This window comes from Mycobacterium sp. EPa45, from assembly GCF_001021385.1.
Taxonomy (GTDB): domain Bacteria; phylum Actinomycetota; class Actinomycetes; order Mycobacteriales; family Mycobacteriaceae; genus Mycobacterium.
The window spans coordinates 4,682,153-4,698,529 of record NZ_CP011773.1 but is presented as its reverse complement, the minus strand read 5'-3'; the positions used below and the strand labels follow the sequence as shown (position 1 = coordinate 4,698,529).

The window sequence follows — 16,377 nt, the reverse complement described above, 5'->3', positions numbered from 1 at the left end:
GAATCCTGTCTATCCAGTGCCGCTACGCCGATGCGTCGCTATTGGACGGTGCCAGCCTTTCGCACAGCAGTTCCGCCAGTCCTCGAATGGTCCCGACGGCAAGGTCGCTCGGCGTCAGCCGCACGCCCGTTTCGGTCTCGATGCGGGTGCGCAGTTCCAGAGCGCCGAGGGAGTCGACACCGTACTCGGAGAGCGGCCGGTCGGGATCGATGCTGCGACGCAGGATCAGGCTCACCTGCTCGGAGATCAGCTGGCGCAGTCGCGGCGGCCATTCCTGCCTCGGCAGCTCGCTCAGCTCGGCGCGCAATCTGCTTGTGCCCGTCAAGCCTGGTCCGACGGACTTGAATGCCTCCGCGAACGGACTGCGCTGCGCGAAGGCGGTCAACCACGTGTTGTCGACGGTCGGTGCGTACCCGGTGTAGGCGCGATCGTGGCGCAGCAGCACGTCGAGTGCGTGCGCCCCCTCGTCGGGAGCGATGGCACCGGCGGTCTCGGCGAGCGTCGTGGCGCGCCCGATCTGACTCCACGCACCCCAGGCGATCGCGGTGCCGGGCAGTCCCTGCGACCGCCGCCACCGAGTGAACGCGTCGAGCCAGCTGTTGGCCGCGGCGTAGGCCCCTTGACCCGGTGAGCCGACGAGTGCGGCGGCCGAGGAGAAGGAGCAGAACCAGTCCAGCGGCTCGTCGGCGGTCGCAGTGTGCAGGTTCCAGGCGCCGTAAGCCTTTGGCGCCCAGTCACGTTGGATGAGGTCGTCGGTGATGTTGACCAGGGTGGCGTCGTCGATCACAGCGGCTGCATGCAGGACACCGCGAACCGGCAGGCCGGTGGCGGTCGCGGCCCCCACCATCTTCTGCGCGGTGGCGGGGTCGGCGATGTCGCCACAGTGGACCACGACGTCGGCGCCCATCGCCCGGATGAGCTCGATCGTCTCGAGAGCTTTGAGCGTCGGCTGCGAGCGGGAGGTCAGCACGATGCGTCCGCAGCCGGCAATGGCCATCTTCTCGGCCAGGAACAGGCCCAGGCCGCCCAGGCCACCGGTCACCAGGTAGGCGCCGTCCTTGCGGAACGGCGTCGCCTGCTCCGGCGGCACAACCGCTCGGCTCGTTCCCGTCTGAGGGATGTCGAGCAGCAGTTTGCCGGTGTGCTGCGCTGCTGCCATCACCCGAATCGCGGTGGCGGCCTCTGCCAGCGGGTACTCCGTGTACAGCGCGGGTGGTAAATGCCCCTCTGCGACAAGGTGATTCACCTTGCGCAGCAACTCGCCCACCCGCTCGGGGTGGCTGAGTGACATCAGCGCGAGGTCGACGTAGTAGAACGTGAGATTCCGGCGGAACGGGAACAGCCCGAGCCGGGTGTTGCCGTAGACGTCACGCTTGCCGATCTCGACGAACCGTCCGCCCACCGCCAGCAGTTCCAGACCGGCCCGCTGCGCTGGGCCGGTCAGGGAATTCAGCACGATGTCCACACCGTAGCCATCGGTGTCGCGGCGGATCTGCTCGGCGAAATCGATGCTGCGGGAATCGTAGACATGCTCGATCCCCATGTCGCGCAACATCTGTCGACGCTCTTCGCTGCCTGCGGTGGCGAAGATCTCGGCGCCGGTGGCCCGCGCGACGCCGATGGCGGCCTGGCCGACTCCGCCTGTCGCCGAGTGGATCAACACCCGATCCGCGGCGGTAATGCGCGCCTGGTCGTGCAGGCCGTACCAGGCGGTGGCGGTCGCAGTGGCCACCGCCACCGCCTGGTGCGCGGTCAACTCGGCCGGCAGCGTTGCGGCCAGCCGGGCATCACAGGTGACGAACGTCCCCCAACAGCCGTTCGCAGAGAACCCGCCGACCCGGTCACCGACCCGATGATCGACGACGTCGGGACCCACCGCGGTGACCACCCCGGCGAAATCCATGCCCAGTTCCGGCAACTCACCCTCGATCGCGGGGAACAGGCCCATTGCGACCAGGACGTCGGCGAAGTTGATGCTCGAAACTCCGACAGCGACCTCGATCTGCCCCGGTCCGGGCGCGACCCGTTCAGCGGCGACCAATTCCAGCGTCTCCAAGTCCCCGGGTGTGCGGATTTGCAGGCGAACGCCGTCGAACTCATTGTCCGCCAGTGTGATCTGCCGGTCATCGGGGCTCAGCGGGCAGGGCAGCATCCGCGCGACGTACCACTGCCCGTCCCGCCAGGCGGTTTCGTCTTCGTCGGATCCGCTGAACAGATGCCGGGTCAGCTGCTCGGCATCGACGGCGTCGTCGACATCGATGTGAGTGGTGCGCAGGTGCGGGTGTTCGGCCCCGATCACCCGCACCAACCCCCGTAGGCCGCCCTGCTCCAGATTGGGCGTGTCGTCGGCCCGCACGGTCTGCGCGGCGTGAGTCACCACGAAAAGATGGGGCAACTGGGCCTGGGCGTCCAGTAGTTCGCGGGTGATACGAACCAGATGCTCGACGTATTCGCCGCCCAGTGACGCGAAGTCGGCTTCGTCGGGCCCTGTTTCACTGGGTCCGGTAAGGATCACCATTCCCGTGACATGCCCGGAGCGGAGGTTGTCGGCCAGCTGTCCGGCGTGGGCCGCGTGGTCGGCCGATCGCGGCCAGCAGATGGCCGTGCATTGCGCGCCTTCGCTCTTGAGAGTGTCGGTCAATGACGCGGTGAGCACGGTCGGTGTGGCGGTGGTGCTGACCAGCAGCCAGGTCCCCGGGTCGACGTGGGGCGGCTCGGGCAGCTGCCGCTGCTGCCATTCGATGGTCAGCAAACGTTCACTGAGCACCCGGTCCTGTCGGGCCTCTTCGGATTCACCAGTGCCGCAGCGTAATCCGTCCACCCGGAGTAAGACGTTGCCGTCCTCGTCGAGCACGTCGAGGTCCGCCTCGATCTCGGATGAGTCGACGCGGGTGATATGGGCATGGCAGTAGCGGGCGTTGCGGGCCGAGGAGTACAGCCGCAGCCGCCGTACACCGAGGGCGAGTCCCAACACACTGTCGCCCGCGGACTGGATCTGCGGGCTGGCCGCGATGGCCTGGAAGCACGCGTCCAGCAGTGCCGGGTGCACGCCGTAGGCGCTCTGTTGTGAGCGGATCTTGCTCGGCAGCGCGACCTCGGCCACGACGGTGTCGGTTTCCTCTGTGCCGGTGTAGACGGCGGTGAGGCCGCTGAACGCCTGTCCGTACTGCACCCCACGCTGATCCATGTTCGCCCGGACGTCGGCGCCGTCGGTGCGATGCGGGTGCGCAGCGATCAGCGCGGGGATGTCGTAGGCGGTGGGCTGCTCGTCGCCGACGGCCTTCAGGACAGCGCTGGCTTGGCGTACCTGTGCGCCGGCCTGATCCGACTCGACGATGAACGCGACGACCCCGGGGGAGGACACGGTCGCCGACGCACCGACCGTGGTCTGTGCATCGAGCAACAGGGCCTGCTCGAAACGAATGTCGTGAACCTCGGCATCGGCGCCGAACACGGTGTGCGCGGCGGTCAACGCCATTTCGCAGTACGCCGCGCCCGGTAGCAGGGGCACGTCGCGGATCGAGTGCTCGGCGAGCCAGGGCTGGGCCGCCGTGCCGAGCTCGGCCTGCCACACGTGGCGCTCGGGTTCTTCCTGCAGACGTACATGCGGGCCCAGCAGGGGGTGTACTGACACCGAGTGACCACCGTGTGCCGCGCTCTCCTGCTCGCTGCGCTCCAGCCACAGCCGGCGATGCGTCCAGGTCGGCAGCGGCGCGTCCACGAGTTGCCCGGTCGGATAGGGCACCGCGAAATCGATTGCCGCACCCGCACTGTGGAGGCCGGCTACCACATCCCGGAGCCCATTGGGCTGTGGCTGTTCGCGCCGCATGGCGGCGAAGGTGGCAACCGGCGTGTCCAAGGTGCCGGCGGCCCGCTCGATCGCGTGGGTGAGCATCGGATGCGGTGCCAACTCGGCGAACACCCGGTACCCGTCTTCCAGGGCGGCCCGCACTGCGGCGGCGAACCGCACGGTGTTGCGAAGGTTCTTCACCCAGTACTTGTTGTTGCACACCGGGTCCTCGCGCGGGTCGAAACCCGTTGCCGAGTAGAACGGAACCTCCGGCGCCAGTGGCTTGATGTCGACCAGAGCCTGGGCGAGTTCGTCGAGGATCGGATCGACGAGGGGGGAGTGCGCTGCGACGTCGATCAGTGATTGGCGGACCATCACATCGCGTTCTTCCCACGTCGCCATCAGCGCGCGCACGGTGGGGGTCGCACCGCTGATGACCGTGGACTCGGGCGCAGCAACCACGCCGACGACGACGTCCTTGATACCGCCAAGCGTCAGTTCCGAAAGCACCTGCTTGGCAGGCAATTCAACCGAAGCCATCATCCCGGAACCGGCCAGTCCGGCCATCAGCTGCGAGCGCCGGCACACCACCCGTATGCCGTCTTCGAGGGAAAGCGCACCGGAGACCACAGCCGCGGCGACCTCACCCATCGAATAACCGATGACCGCACCGGGACGCGCGCCGTAGGCCGCCAGCGTGGCGGCCAGCCCAACCTGCACGGCGAACACGGTTGGCTGCAGCCGAGCATCACCGCTCACCACCTCGGGCGCGCACATCGCGGCGGTGACCGAGAAACCGGACTCCTCGGCCACCAAGGATTCGATCTGTGCAACCGTCGCGGCGAAAACCGGTTCGGTGGTGAGGAGTTCGGCACCCATGCGTGCCCACTGCGAACCCTGTCCGGAGAACACCCACACCGGTCCGCGGTCACCGTGCCCGAGCTCGGCGTGATACGGAGTATCGCCGTCGGCCACACCGCGCAACGCGGTGGTCAACTCCGGGCGGGTGCGGGCAGTAACCGCGGTTCGCACCGAGCGGTGCGCACGCCGACGAGCCAAGGTGTACGCCAGATCGGGCAGTGCTACTTCGTCATGGTTTTGCACCCAGCGGCCCAGGCGGCCTGCCGTTCGGCGGAGCTGCTCGGCCGATGTCGACGACACCGGGAAGATCAGCGGGGCCGGTACGTCACTGGTGTCTGGACCCGCGCTCGGTTGATCCTGGGGGACGGGGGCCTGCTCGACGATGGCGTGCACGTTGGTCCCCGACACGCCATAGGAGGAGACCGCCGCGCGGCGCGGGTGCAGGCCAGTCGTGGGCCATTCGGTCGTCTCCTGCGGGACGAAGAGTTTCGTCGGGATCCGGGCCATTTCGTCAGGCAGTCGGGTGAAGTGCAGATTGCGCGGAACCGCACCGTGCTGCACCGCGAGGATGGCCTTGATCAGGCCGACGGCGCCAGAGGCGGACTGGGAGTGGCCGGCATTGGTTTTCACCGAGCCCAGCGCGCACGGCTCGTCGACGCCGTAGACCTCGGCCAGACTGGCGAATTCGATCGGATCGCCGACCGGCGTGCCGGGCCCGTGGGCCTCGATCATGCCGACGCTGGCAGCGTCGACGCCCGCGGACGCCAGTGCCGCCCGGTACACCGCGGCCTGGGCGGCGGCCGACGGGGTGGAGATGTTGACGGTGTGGCCGTCCTGGTTGGCGGCCGTACCGCGGATGACGGCGAGGATCCGGTCGCCGTCCCGCTGTGCGTCCGGCAAGCGTTTGAGCAACACCATCGCGCAGGCCTCGCCGGCGACGTACCCGTCGGCTGCGACATCGAAGGCGCGGCAGCGACCGGTCGGGGACAGGTGACCTGCGGCCGTCCCCGCGATGTACTTGCGTGGATCCAGCATCACGTAGGCGCCGCCGGCGAACGCGAGGTCGGTTTCGCCGTCGCTCACGCTGCGGCACCCCATGTGCACGGCGAGCAGTCCGGACGAACATGCGGTGTCGACTGCGAGCGCAGGACCGCGGAGCCCGAGCGTATAGGCGATGCGCCCGGCCGCCATGCTGAAGGTGTTGCCCGCGAAGCCGTACGGCCCCTCCATGGCGTCGGAGCCGGCCGACACCGTCTGATAGTCGGCGTGGGTCAATCCCGTGAAGACGCCGGTGAGCGAATCCTTGAGCGTGCCCGGGGTCAGTCCGGCATGCTCCATGGCCTCCCAGGCGGTCTCCAGAAGCAAGCGGTGCTGGGGATCGATCGCGGCGGCCTCGTCTTCGTTGATGCCGAAGAACTCGGCATCGAAGCCGGCGACATCGTCTAAGAACGCACCCCACTTCGACGCGGTGCGTCCCGGTACGCCCGATTCGGGGTCGTAGTACTCGTCGCTGTCCCATCGCTCGCGCGGCACCTCGGTGACGAGGTCGTCGCCCCTCAGCAACGCCTCCCACAGCTGCTCCGGGGACTCGATTCCGCCAGGAAGCCGGCAGGCCATGCCGATGACGGCGACCGGAATGGGGGATTTGGCGGTCATAACGACTGGGGGATCCGCCGCGTCCGAGCAACCTGCCCGATCATCGATCGCACCGAATGAAACCATCCTGTCTGCTCACAGCAACGGAGCCACAGTCTGGCCGTTGCTGACTCACCTCTGGTTCCCCCGAACCCAGGCAAGGCAATTATTGACGCAGACGAAGCCCCCTGGGGTCAAGTTTGCTTGATTCGCAACTATCCGCATTGGCGGATAGTTCGGTGCAGGCGTCGGAACGGGCGTCCTCGGCCCCTGCATTTCCACGACATGAGCCCACTGACGCAAGCGTCACTCAAATACCGGTTCGGAGCAATCGCGGCAACCGGCTTTGGTAGCTTGCTTCGCGTGACACAGGCGATCGAGGCATCTCTTCCGGCACTGCTGCGCGAACGCGCCAGTTTGCAGCCTGACGACACGGCATACACCTTTGTCGACTATGACCAGGACTGGGCCGGCGTACCGATCAGCCTGACGTGGCCGCAGCTGTATCGGCGGGTCACCAACATGGGCCGCGAGCTCAGCCTGTGCGCATCGCCCGGCGACCGCGCGATGATCATCGCGCCGCAAGGACTGGAATACATCGTCGCTTTCCTCGGCGCGCTGCACGCCGGAGTGATCCCGGTTCCGCTGTCGGTTCCCATGGGCGGCGTCACCGACGAACGGGTCGATTCGGTGATGCGCGACGCGTCACCGGTTGCTGTTCTCACCACGTCGGCCGTCGTGGCCGAGGTCAGTCGCAGCGTGACCCCCGAGCCCGGACAGGCTCCGCCCGCCATCATCGAGGTCGACCGGCTCGACTTGGACGCCCCGCCGCAGCGGGGCACCGCCATGTACGAGGACGGCTCCTATGACGACACCGCGTACTTGCAGTACACCTCCGGGTCCACCCGGTCACCGGCCGGCGTGATGATCTCGTACAAGAACCTGCTGACCAATCTGCAGCAGATCACCACCGACTATTCGCGGCATGCCGGCATCACCCCGCCCGATTTGACGTTCGTGTCCTGGCTGCCGTTCTTCCATGACCTGGGCTTGATCCTCGGGGTGTGCTCACCGATCGTGCTCGGCACCAGCGCGGTGCTGACCAGCCCGGCGTCGTTCCTGGTGCGCCCGGCGCGCTGGATGCAGTTGCTGGCGACGAATCCGTGCCCGTTCACGGCGGCACCGAATTTCGCATTCGATCTGGCGACGCGGAAGACCTCCGATGAAGACATGGCCGGGCTGGACCTCAGCGGCGTGCACACCATCCAGAGCGGCGCCGAGCGGGTTCAGCCCGCGACGATCAAGCGTTTCACCGACCGGTTCGCCCGCTTCAACCTGAACGAGAACGTGATTCAGCCGTCGTACGGCATGGCCGAGGCGACGTTGTACATGTCGACGCCCAAGCCGGAAGACCCGATCAAGGTTGTCCACTTCGACTCCGATGCGCTGACCGCCGGTGAGGCGAAGCGAATCAACGGCGCCGAGGGGACGCCGTTGATCAGCTACGACGGCCCCATCAGCTCCCGGTCACCGGTTCTGCGGATCGTCGATCCGGAGACCCATACCGAGGTCCCTGAAGGCCGGACCGGCGAGATCTGGTGCCATGGCGACAACGTCAGCGCCGGCTACTGGGAAAAGCCCGAGGAGACGGCACGCACGTTCGGCGCGACGATCGTCTCGCCGTCGCCGGGGACGCCCGAGGGGCCGTGGTTGAGGACCGGCGACGTGGGCTTCATCTCCGAGGGCGAACTGTTCGTCGTCGGCCGCATCAAGGACATTCTGATCATCTACGGCCGCAACCACGCCCCCGACGACATCGAGGCGACGGTCACCGAGGTCACCGGCGGCCGGTGCGTCGCGGTCGCGGTTCCGGACGACTCCGTCGAGAAGCTTGTCGTTGTGATGGAAGTAAGGAAGCGTGGCGACTCCGAAGAAGAAATCGCGGAGAAGCTCGAGGCCATCAAGCGTGACGTCACGGTGGCGATCTCGAACACGCACGGCATCGCCGTCGCGGATCTTGTCCTGGTAGGCCAGGGCTCGATCCCCGTCACCACAAGTGGCAAGGTCAGGCGACAGCTCTCCAAGGACATCTACCAGCGCAACGATTTCACCCGGCTCGACGTCTGACGCCCTACGGCGTTCCGTGGCTGCCGTCGGTTCCGTTGGTGGCCGTCCCGCTGGCTGCGAAGGCAGTGCCGCCGATGCCGTTGGCGCCACCGGCCGCGGTCCCGTTGCCGCCGTTGCCCCCTCTGCCGCCGGTGGCGTTACCGAGGCTGTAGTTGTAGGCGATGCCCCCGTCACCGCCCGTGCCGCCGGTGGTCGTGCCGTCGCCGCCGGCTCCGCCCTGGCCGCCGACCGCATTGCCGGGAGAGACAACGCCGGGAAGCAGGGTCACCACCGACAACAGGTAGTCCCACAGCGGGTCGCTGGCCAGCGCGGCGGCTCCACCTGCACCACCGTCGCCGCCGGCTCCGCTGGTACCGGCTCCGCCCGCGCCGCCATCCCCGCCGTAAACACTTCCGGGGTGGTACACGCCGGTGAAGTAGCCGAAGCCGAAGCTGCTGACCGAACCGCCCGCACCACCTTTGCCACCGGTCAGGCCGTCGCCGCCTTTGCCCCCGTTCCCACCCGCGCCGCCGATCAGGCCGCCGGTTCCACCCGCGCCGCCGGCTCCTCCAACCCCACCGGTGTTCGAGCCCCCCGCGCCGCCATTGCCGCCGATGCCGAACAGCAGAGCTGACCCACCGGCACCGCCGGCGCCGCCGAGGGCGCCGTCCCCGCCATTGCCGCCGTTGCCGATCAGCCCGCCGGCGCCACCGTTGCCGCCTGCGCAGCCCGCGCTGTCAGTGCAGGTCGCGCCGGTCCAGGTGTAGCCCCTGCCGCCGCTGCCCAGCAACCAGCCGCCGGCTTGTCCGTCCGGGTTCGTCGCGGTGCCGTCGGCCCCGTTGCCGAGTATCGGGCGGCCCTGCCACTCGTTGGTCACGAGCGCGGTGACAATCTCGGGCAGGCTGATCTGGACCACTGGGCCGCCGCCTCCCGACTGGGCGTAGGTGACGATCGCGCTGATGATGTCGTTGATCGTGAGATTCGGCGGTGTGGTCGGGGAGGCCGCCGCGGACGGGGTCAGTGTTGCCGCGGCCCGGGCCGACTTCGCGGTGCCTGTCTCGACCTGGGTCGTGGACGGGCTCGAGTCAGCGGCGGCCGAGGGCGCTACGGTCGACGTCGTTGTCCGGTTGGCACCAGCGGTCGATTTCGCCACACTCGTGCGGTCGGTGTTGCCCGCCCTGTGGGTGCCGGCGCGTTTCGGGGAGTTGGCGCGGCCGCTGCCGCCCACCGTGGAACCGGTGCTGCCATGTGCCGATGACGTCGAATCGCTGCCGGTGGAGTCGGCGTGCGCAACCCCGGTCGCGCCCGGCAATGCAGTCCAGATACCGACCGCGAGAGCGCTCATACCGACCAAGTTTGGAAGTTTGCTGTGAGGCTGCTGAATTCGATGCTGACCGGCGGTGCGCCGGGCCCGGAAACTGGGCCGTTGTGCGGCGCGGTGCCGTGCAGCCATGGTTTGCTCCCATGTTCGCTGATGCTCTAGCGGTCACATGGTAGCAACGGGCGATGGGGCCCATGGCAAACTTTCGATCGTCTGATTCTGCGCTGACTCCCTTACGTGCCGCCCGCCCCACCGGTCCCAGCGGTGCCGCCCGTTCCGCCGGTCCCGCCGTTGACGCCCGTGGGACCGCTACCGGGATTGCCGGCGCCCCCTCCGGTGCCGGCCTTGCCGGCGCTCGTTCCGGCCCTACCAGATCCGCCGGTACCGCCGCCGCCACCGCCGCCACCAGTTCCTCCGGTACCGCCGCTGCCGCTGCCGCTGCCGGTTCCGCCGGCACCGCCGGTGCCGCCGACGACTCCGTTGCCACCCGCGCCGCCGATGCCGATCACGCCTGTTCCGGCACCCCCGGTGCCGCCCGTGCCGCCGGTGCCGCCGACGCCGCCGTTTCCACCGTTGCCGTTGCCGCCGCCGGCATTGCCACCGGCACCACCGACAGCGGCCGTGCCACCGTTGCCGCCGCCACCGCCGGTTCCCGTGCCGTTGCTTGTGCCGCCGTTGCCGCCCGCGCCCGCGGTGTTGGCGTTGCCGCCAGAGCCGCCAGAGCCGCCATCGGTACCGTTGCCGCCGAGGCCGCCCTGGCCACCGGCTCCACCGGTGCCGCCCTTTGCTCCGCTGGTGTTGATGCCGGTTCCGTTTCCGCCACGACCGCCGGTGCCGCCGCTACCGCCGGTGCCACCGCTGCCACCGTTGCCGCCGCCGACTCCTGCGATACCGGCTCCACCGACGCCACCTTGACCTGCGGTGCCGCCGTTTCCACCATTTCCACCGACGACCGGGGCCGTGGTGCTGTTGGTGCCGATGTCACCAGTGCCGCCGTTACCGCCGTTGCCGCCGACGCCACCGGTGCCGCCGGCTCCGTTGGCGCCGCCGTTGGTGCCCGCGCCGGCTGCGCCGCCGGCGCCCGCCGCGCCGCCGTTGCCGCCCGCCGCGGCATTACCGCCGTTGGTGCCCGTATTGCTGCCACCGGCTCCGCCGCTGCCACCGGTGCCACCGGTGCCACCGTTGCCGCCAGCTCCACCGCCGACCCCGCCGATACCGGCACCGCCGGTGCCGCCGCCACCTGCGGCGCCGCCGGTGCCGCCGGTGCCGCCGGCGGTGGGTGCGCCTCCACTCGTGCCCGTCGTACCCGCGCCACCGGCGCCGCCGTTCCCGCCGAGTCCGCCCTTACCGCCAGTGCCGATACTTCCGTTGGCGCCGCCGCCGGTTCCGCCGACGCCTGCCGCTCCGGCGCTGCCGCCGGTGCCGCCCTTGCCGCCGGTCTGGCCGTTTCCACCTGCCGTGGTGTTGGTGCCGCCGACGCCGCCGACGCCGCCGGTGCCGCCGACACCGCCCTGGCCGCCCGCTCCGCCGCCGACTCCACCGATACCGGCGCCGCCGGTTCCGCCCTGCCCGGCGGCGCCGCCGGTTCCGCCCTGACCACCGGCCGTGGGTGTGGTCCCGGTTGTGCCGGCCGTACCGGCCGCGCCGTTGCCGCCGTTACCCCCGAGGCCGCCGGCGCCTGCACTGCCGATGCTGCCGCTGGCGCCGCCGCCGGTTCCGCCGACGCCTGCCGCTCCGGCGTTGCCGCCGGTGCCGCCCTTGCCGCCAGTCTGGCCGTTTCCACCTGCCGTGGTGTTGGTGCCGCCGACACCGCCAGTGCCGCCGGTGCCGCCGACACCGCCCTGGCCGCCCGCTCCGCCGCCGACTCCACCGATACCGTTTCCGCCGGTTCCGCCTTGGCCGCCGGCGCCGGCGTTGCCGCCGGCCCCGCCTGCGGTCGGCGTCGTGCCCGTCGTTCCGGCGGTGCCGGTTCCACCGTTGCCGCCGGCGCCACCCTGGCCGCCCGCACCGGCGCTGCCGATGCTGCCGTTGGTACCGCCGCCAGCACCGCCGGTACCCGCCGCGCCGGCGTTGCCGCCGGTACCGCCTTGGCCGCCGGCCGCGCCTGCTCCGCCGGTGCTGCCGGTGTTGGAGCCGCCGACGCCGCCGGCACCACCGATGCCGCCGGTGCCGCCATTGCCACCCGAGCCACCGCCGACTCCGCCACTGCCCGCGCCGCCGCTACCGCCTGCACCACCGGCACCTGCTGTGCCGCCCTGGCTGCCTGCGGTCGCCGTCGTGCCCGTCGTCCCGGCAATGCCCGTGCCGCCGCCACCGCCGTTACCGCCGCCGCCACCGTTGCCCGCGGTGCCGGCGGTGCCGGCGGTGCCACCGCCGGTCCCGGCGATGCCTGCCGCGCCGGCGTTGCCGCCGGTCCCGCCTTGGCCGCCGGCGCCGCCCGCACCGCCCGTGTTGCCGGTGTTGGTGCCGCCCTGGCCGCCGTTTCCGGCAAGGCCACCGTTGCCGCCCTTGCCGCCGGTCCCGCCACCGACTCCGCCGCTGCCTGCACCGCCGGTCCCGCCCTGGCCGCCGGCGCCACCATTGCCGCCGATACCACCCGCAGTCGCGGTGGTGCCGGTCGTTCCGGTGGTGCCGATGGCGCCGGCGCCGCCGTTACCGCCGCCGCCACCGTTGCCGGCGGTTCCGGCGTTACCGTTCGTGCCGCCGCCAGTGCCACCAGCGCCTGCCGCGCCTGCGCTACCGCCGGTGCCGCCTTGGCCGCCGTCGCCTCCGGCGCCGCCCGTGTTTCCGGTGTTGGTGCCGCCGGCGCCGCCGTTGCCGGCGAGGCCGCCGATACCACCGTTGCCGCCCTTGCCTCCGCCGACTCCACCGCTGCCCGCGCCGCCGGCGCCGCCCGCTCCGGCGTTGCCGCCGTTGCCGCCTGCACCACCCGCAGTCGCGGTGGTGCCGGTCGTTCCGGTGGAGCCGATCGCGCCGGCGCCGCCATTGCCGCCGTTGCCGCCATTACCCGCGGTTCCGGTGCTGCCGCTGGCGCCGCCGCCGCTGCCCCCGAGACCCGCGGCGCCTGCGCTACCACCGATGCCGCCTTGGCCGCCGTCACCGCCGGCGCCGCCTGTGTTTCCGGTGTTGGTGCCGCCGGCGCCGCCGTTGCCGGCGAGGCCGCCGACACCTCCGTTGCCGCCCTTGCCGCCGCCGGCACCGCCGGCGCCACCCGCTCCAGCGCTGCCGCCATTGCCGCCTGCACCGCCCGCGGTCGGCGACGTGCCGGACGTGCCAATGGCACCTGCAGCGCCGTTGCCGCCGTTGCCGCCCTGCCCTCCGGCGCCGCCGGCACCCATGCTGCCGCTCGCGCCGCCGTTGCTGCCGCCGAGGCCCGCTGCCCCACCGGCGCCACCGGTACCGCCCTGGCCACCAGCCGCTCCACTGCCGCCGGCGGTCCCGGTGTTCGAACCGCCGTTGCCGCCGTTTCCACCTGAGCCGCCCGCACCGCCATTGCCACCCTGACCACCGGTGGCTCCGAGCAGGCCTGCGCCGCCACGGCCGCCCGCTCCACCGGCACCGCCGGTCAGCCCGGCGCTACCCGCGGTGGGTGCTGTCGCGGAGTCGGCTCCGTTAGTGCCGCTTGCGGCAGCGGTGCCGTTGCCGCCGTCGCCGCCCGCTCCGCCCGTGCCGCTGGCGCCGTAGGCGGCGCCGCCGTCGCCGCCGGCTCCGCCCGCGAGGCCTGCTCCCACACTGTTGGCGCCATTACCACCGGCACCGCCGGTGGCGGACCCGGTGGACAGGTAGTTGTAGGCGGCGCCGCCGTTGCCGCCGTTGCCGCCGACCGTCGCGCCGCTGCCGCCGTCCCCGCCAGCCGCACCAGTAGCAGTTCCCCAGGGCGCCGGCACCGCGCCGTTGAGCGTGAAGTCGTAGGGCCCCATGATTGCGGTGCCGCCGTCACCGCCGTTGCCGCCTGCTCCGACTGTGCCGGTGCCACCCTTTCCGCCGGCGCCGCCGACGGCGTTCCCGAAGCCGTAGCTGACCGCGACACCGCCTGTGCCGCCGGCGCCGCCCGTGCCGCCGGTGCCGCCCTGGCCGCCGGTGCCGCCGAACAACATGCCGCCGCCGCCTGTGCCGCCGGTGCCACCGGCACCGGTGTCGCTGTTGCCACCGACGCCGCCCGTGCCGGGCAGGTTCAGATAGCCGCCCGCACCGCCGGCTCCGCCGCGACCACCATTGCCGCTGCCGAGTCCCGCACCGCCGGCCCCGCCATCGCCGCCGTTACCGCCGCCGATGAGTCCGCCCTGGCCGCCGGCGCCCCCGTTGCCGCCGGCCTGGCCGGAGACTGTCGCCGCGCCGCCGGCACCGCCCACGCCGCCGGATCCGAACCAGAGCGCCGACCCGCCGTTGCCGCCGGCTTGACCGGCGGCGCCCGCGCCGCCCTTACCGCCATTACCGATGAGCCCGGCCAAACCGCCGTTGCCGCCGGCCAGTCCCGACCCAGTCGGCGCGGACCAGCCTTCGCCGCCATTGCCGAAAAGCCAGCCGCCAGGCTTTCCGTTCGGGCTGTCCGCCGTCCCGTCGGCGCCGTTGCCCACCAGCGGCCGCCCGGTCAGGATCGTGATGGGGTCGACGTACGCGCTGGCCCGCGGTGTCTTGGCGGCTACCAGACTGTTCGGAGATGGCAGCGAGGCCCCGGCCAGGGACGGGAAATTCAGCGTTGTACGGGCTGCGCCGTTGGGCGGGTGCTCTGGCCGACGGGGGCCGGCGTTACCGGCCGCCGGGCTGCCGCCGCGCTCGGTGGCGGATGCAGTGCGGTGCTGCGAGGGCGTACTGCGGCCGGTGGTTCCGGCTTTGGAGGTCGCGTCGCGGTGAGGTGAGGAGTCAGGCGAGGAATCCGCGTGGGCCACGCCGGTCGCAGCGGCAAGCGTCGCGCAGAAGCCGACGGTGACGGCACCCGTTCCGAGCCAGAGAGACAATTTGCTGTGCCGTTGCTGTGCGCGACGAATCGCCTCGGCTCTCGTCCGCCCCGCCGCACGATGCCTCGCCACCATGGTTTGCTCCCAATCGGCACTTGCTACAAGTGTGGAAGTTTAGCAACGAATGGTGCCGATGGACGGGATTCTTGGCATCTGCTGTGTTACGTCTGAGGGATCGATCTAAAAGCGCAGGCTAGGCCCTAGATTTGTGACTAACGGCCCAATTTTTGCGGACACTATCCCGACGATTAGCGGCCAAGATGGGCGTTTCGCGGCAATCTGGCAACTGCAGGCGTCAGTTCGAAGATTTCTTGCCGGAATTACCGGTGCGTGCAGAACCGGCCGTCTTTTTGCCGCTGCCGCTGGGTGCCGAGGGGGTCACCGACCGCTTATGGCCGGTGCCCCGGGAAGCGGTGGTATTCGTGCTGCGCGCCTTGGCCGATGTGGTGGTGACGGCGCCCGCATCGGATGCCGCCGCGGGCTTCTTGCTGCTATCTACGGCTGCCGCGCCGCCGGACGTCAATCCGTTGATGTTGATGCCCGGGAGCGACCTCGTGATGGTGCTCAGGTTTTGTGAGATCGCACCCGCGATTGCGAAGGGCCCCCACCCGGCCGTAACGGTGTTGCCGTCGCCGAAGAAGTTGAACGCGAGGCTCAACGTGGTGTTGGGGTAGGGGCCTGCAGACGTTACGAGATTGCCATTGCCGAGAAGATTTCCGGCAGCGGTCAAGATGCCCTGTGCTTTGACGATGCTGTCGCCGAGGAAATTTGTAGTCGAGCTCAGGAAGCCTTGAGTCCAGGCCGTACCGGCATCACCGATATTGAGCGCGAGGTTGCCGAAGCCGCCCGCGGTCGTGTTTTTGGAACCATTCCCGCCTGAGGCACCGGCAACGGTGAGATTGAGGCTGCCGATGTTGGTCATCGTCCCCGGCCCGATTTGCAGGGCGATGTTGCCGACGCCGGCGACGCCCGTCGATTGCGACCCGCCACCGCCCATCAACACGCCGATCGCAAAATTGAGAGCACCCATTGCGGCGGAACTACCCGCCCCCTGTTGCCACGCGATGTTCAGCAGTCCGGGGAGTGTCGATGCCCTGGCTCCGTCGCCGGCGGCTACCGCGAAGCTGAAGAAGCTGAGGGTGGTAGCGGAGACGGTGTTGTTGCCGAACGCGATGGCGGTGCTGAAGAAGCCATTACCGGCATCCGCGGTCGCGTTGGTGCCGATCCCGATGGCGAAACTGGTCAGGTTGCTCGTGCACCCGCCGCCGTTGCCGATACCGAAGGCGGAGAAGCAGTTTGCATTCGCAGTCGGGGCTTCGCCGAGGGAGCTGACGGCGAGCGCACCGGAAACCAAGGCGCCAAGCAGCATGCCGCCTTTAGTGCGAACTCGAGTCATCGGCTAGCCCTGTAAGTTGAGGAATCTTTGCTGGTTGAGAACATACTCGACGAGTTCGGAGCTTACAGCTTTTCTCGCGGATACTCACCCACCCATTCCACGGAGTGGATGTAGAACGCGTGCGGACCAGGGATGCGGTAGGGGGGCGAGGCTCTGGATCATTGCCGCCAAACCATCCTCTGGAGCGCCTGTTTGTGCTGTTCGTTAAGGGTTTAGCGCGGTGGGCGCGGAAAGCGATGTTCACCGCTGTGGCGCTAGGAGTGGCGTCGATCAGGCCATGCGTTGGCGCCGGTCCGAGTGCGCCGCCTTC

Annotated in this window: 5 protein-coding genes; 1 reads left to right on the top strand and 4 read right to left on the bottom strand. The window is 70.1% G+C overall.

The features are described from left to right. Positions 1-22: 22 nt before the first annotated feature. Positions 23-6,307 carry a type I polyketide synthase gene (gene pks2 / locus AB431_RS22340; protein WP_235435734.1) on the bottom strand — a complete coding sequence of 2,095 codons (6,285 nt, stop codon included), beginning with the start codon at positions 6,305-6,307 and terminating at the stop codon, positions 23-25. Positions 6,308-6,649: 342 nt separating this feature from the next. Here pks2 and AB431_RS22335 point away from each other — a divergent pair, with 342 nt between their 5' ends. Further along, a complete protein-coding gene (locus AB431_RS22335; protein ID WP_235435733.1) occupies positions 6,650-8,413 on the top strand; it encodes an AMP-binding protein in 1,764 nt (587 codons plus the stop codon). Positions 8,414-8,417: 4 nt separating this feature from the next. Here AB431_RS22335 and AB431_RS31500 read toward each other — a convergent pair whose 3' ends face one another. The 3 genes from AB431_RS31500 to AB431_RS22315 all read right to left on the bottom strand — a co-directional run bounded on the left by AB431_RS31500 (position 8,418) and on the right by AB431_RS22315 (position 16,040). After that, positions 8,418-9,737 carry a PGRS repeat-containing protein gene (locus AB431_RS31500; RefSeq protein ID WP_158423554.1) on the bottom strand — a complete coding sequence of 440 codons (1,320 nt, stop codon included), beginning with the start codon at positions 9,735-9,737 and terminating at the stop codon, positions 8,418-8,420. Positions 9,738-9,946: 209 nt separating this feature from the next. Further along, positions 9,947-14,362, bottom strand: coding sequence for a PGRS repeat-containing protein (locus AB431_RS30860; protein WP_369803085.1), 4,416 nt, complete (start codon positions 14,360-14,362; stop codon positions 9,947-9,949). Between the two features lie 604 nt (positions 14,363-14,966). Beyond that, on the bottom strand, positions 14,967-16,040 hold the full coding sequence (locus tag AB431_RS22315) for a hypothetical protein (protein WP_047331775.1): 1,074 nt from the start codon (positions 16,038-16,040) through the stop codon (positions 14,967-14,969). Positions 16,041-16,377 lie beyond the last annotated feature (337 nt).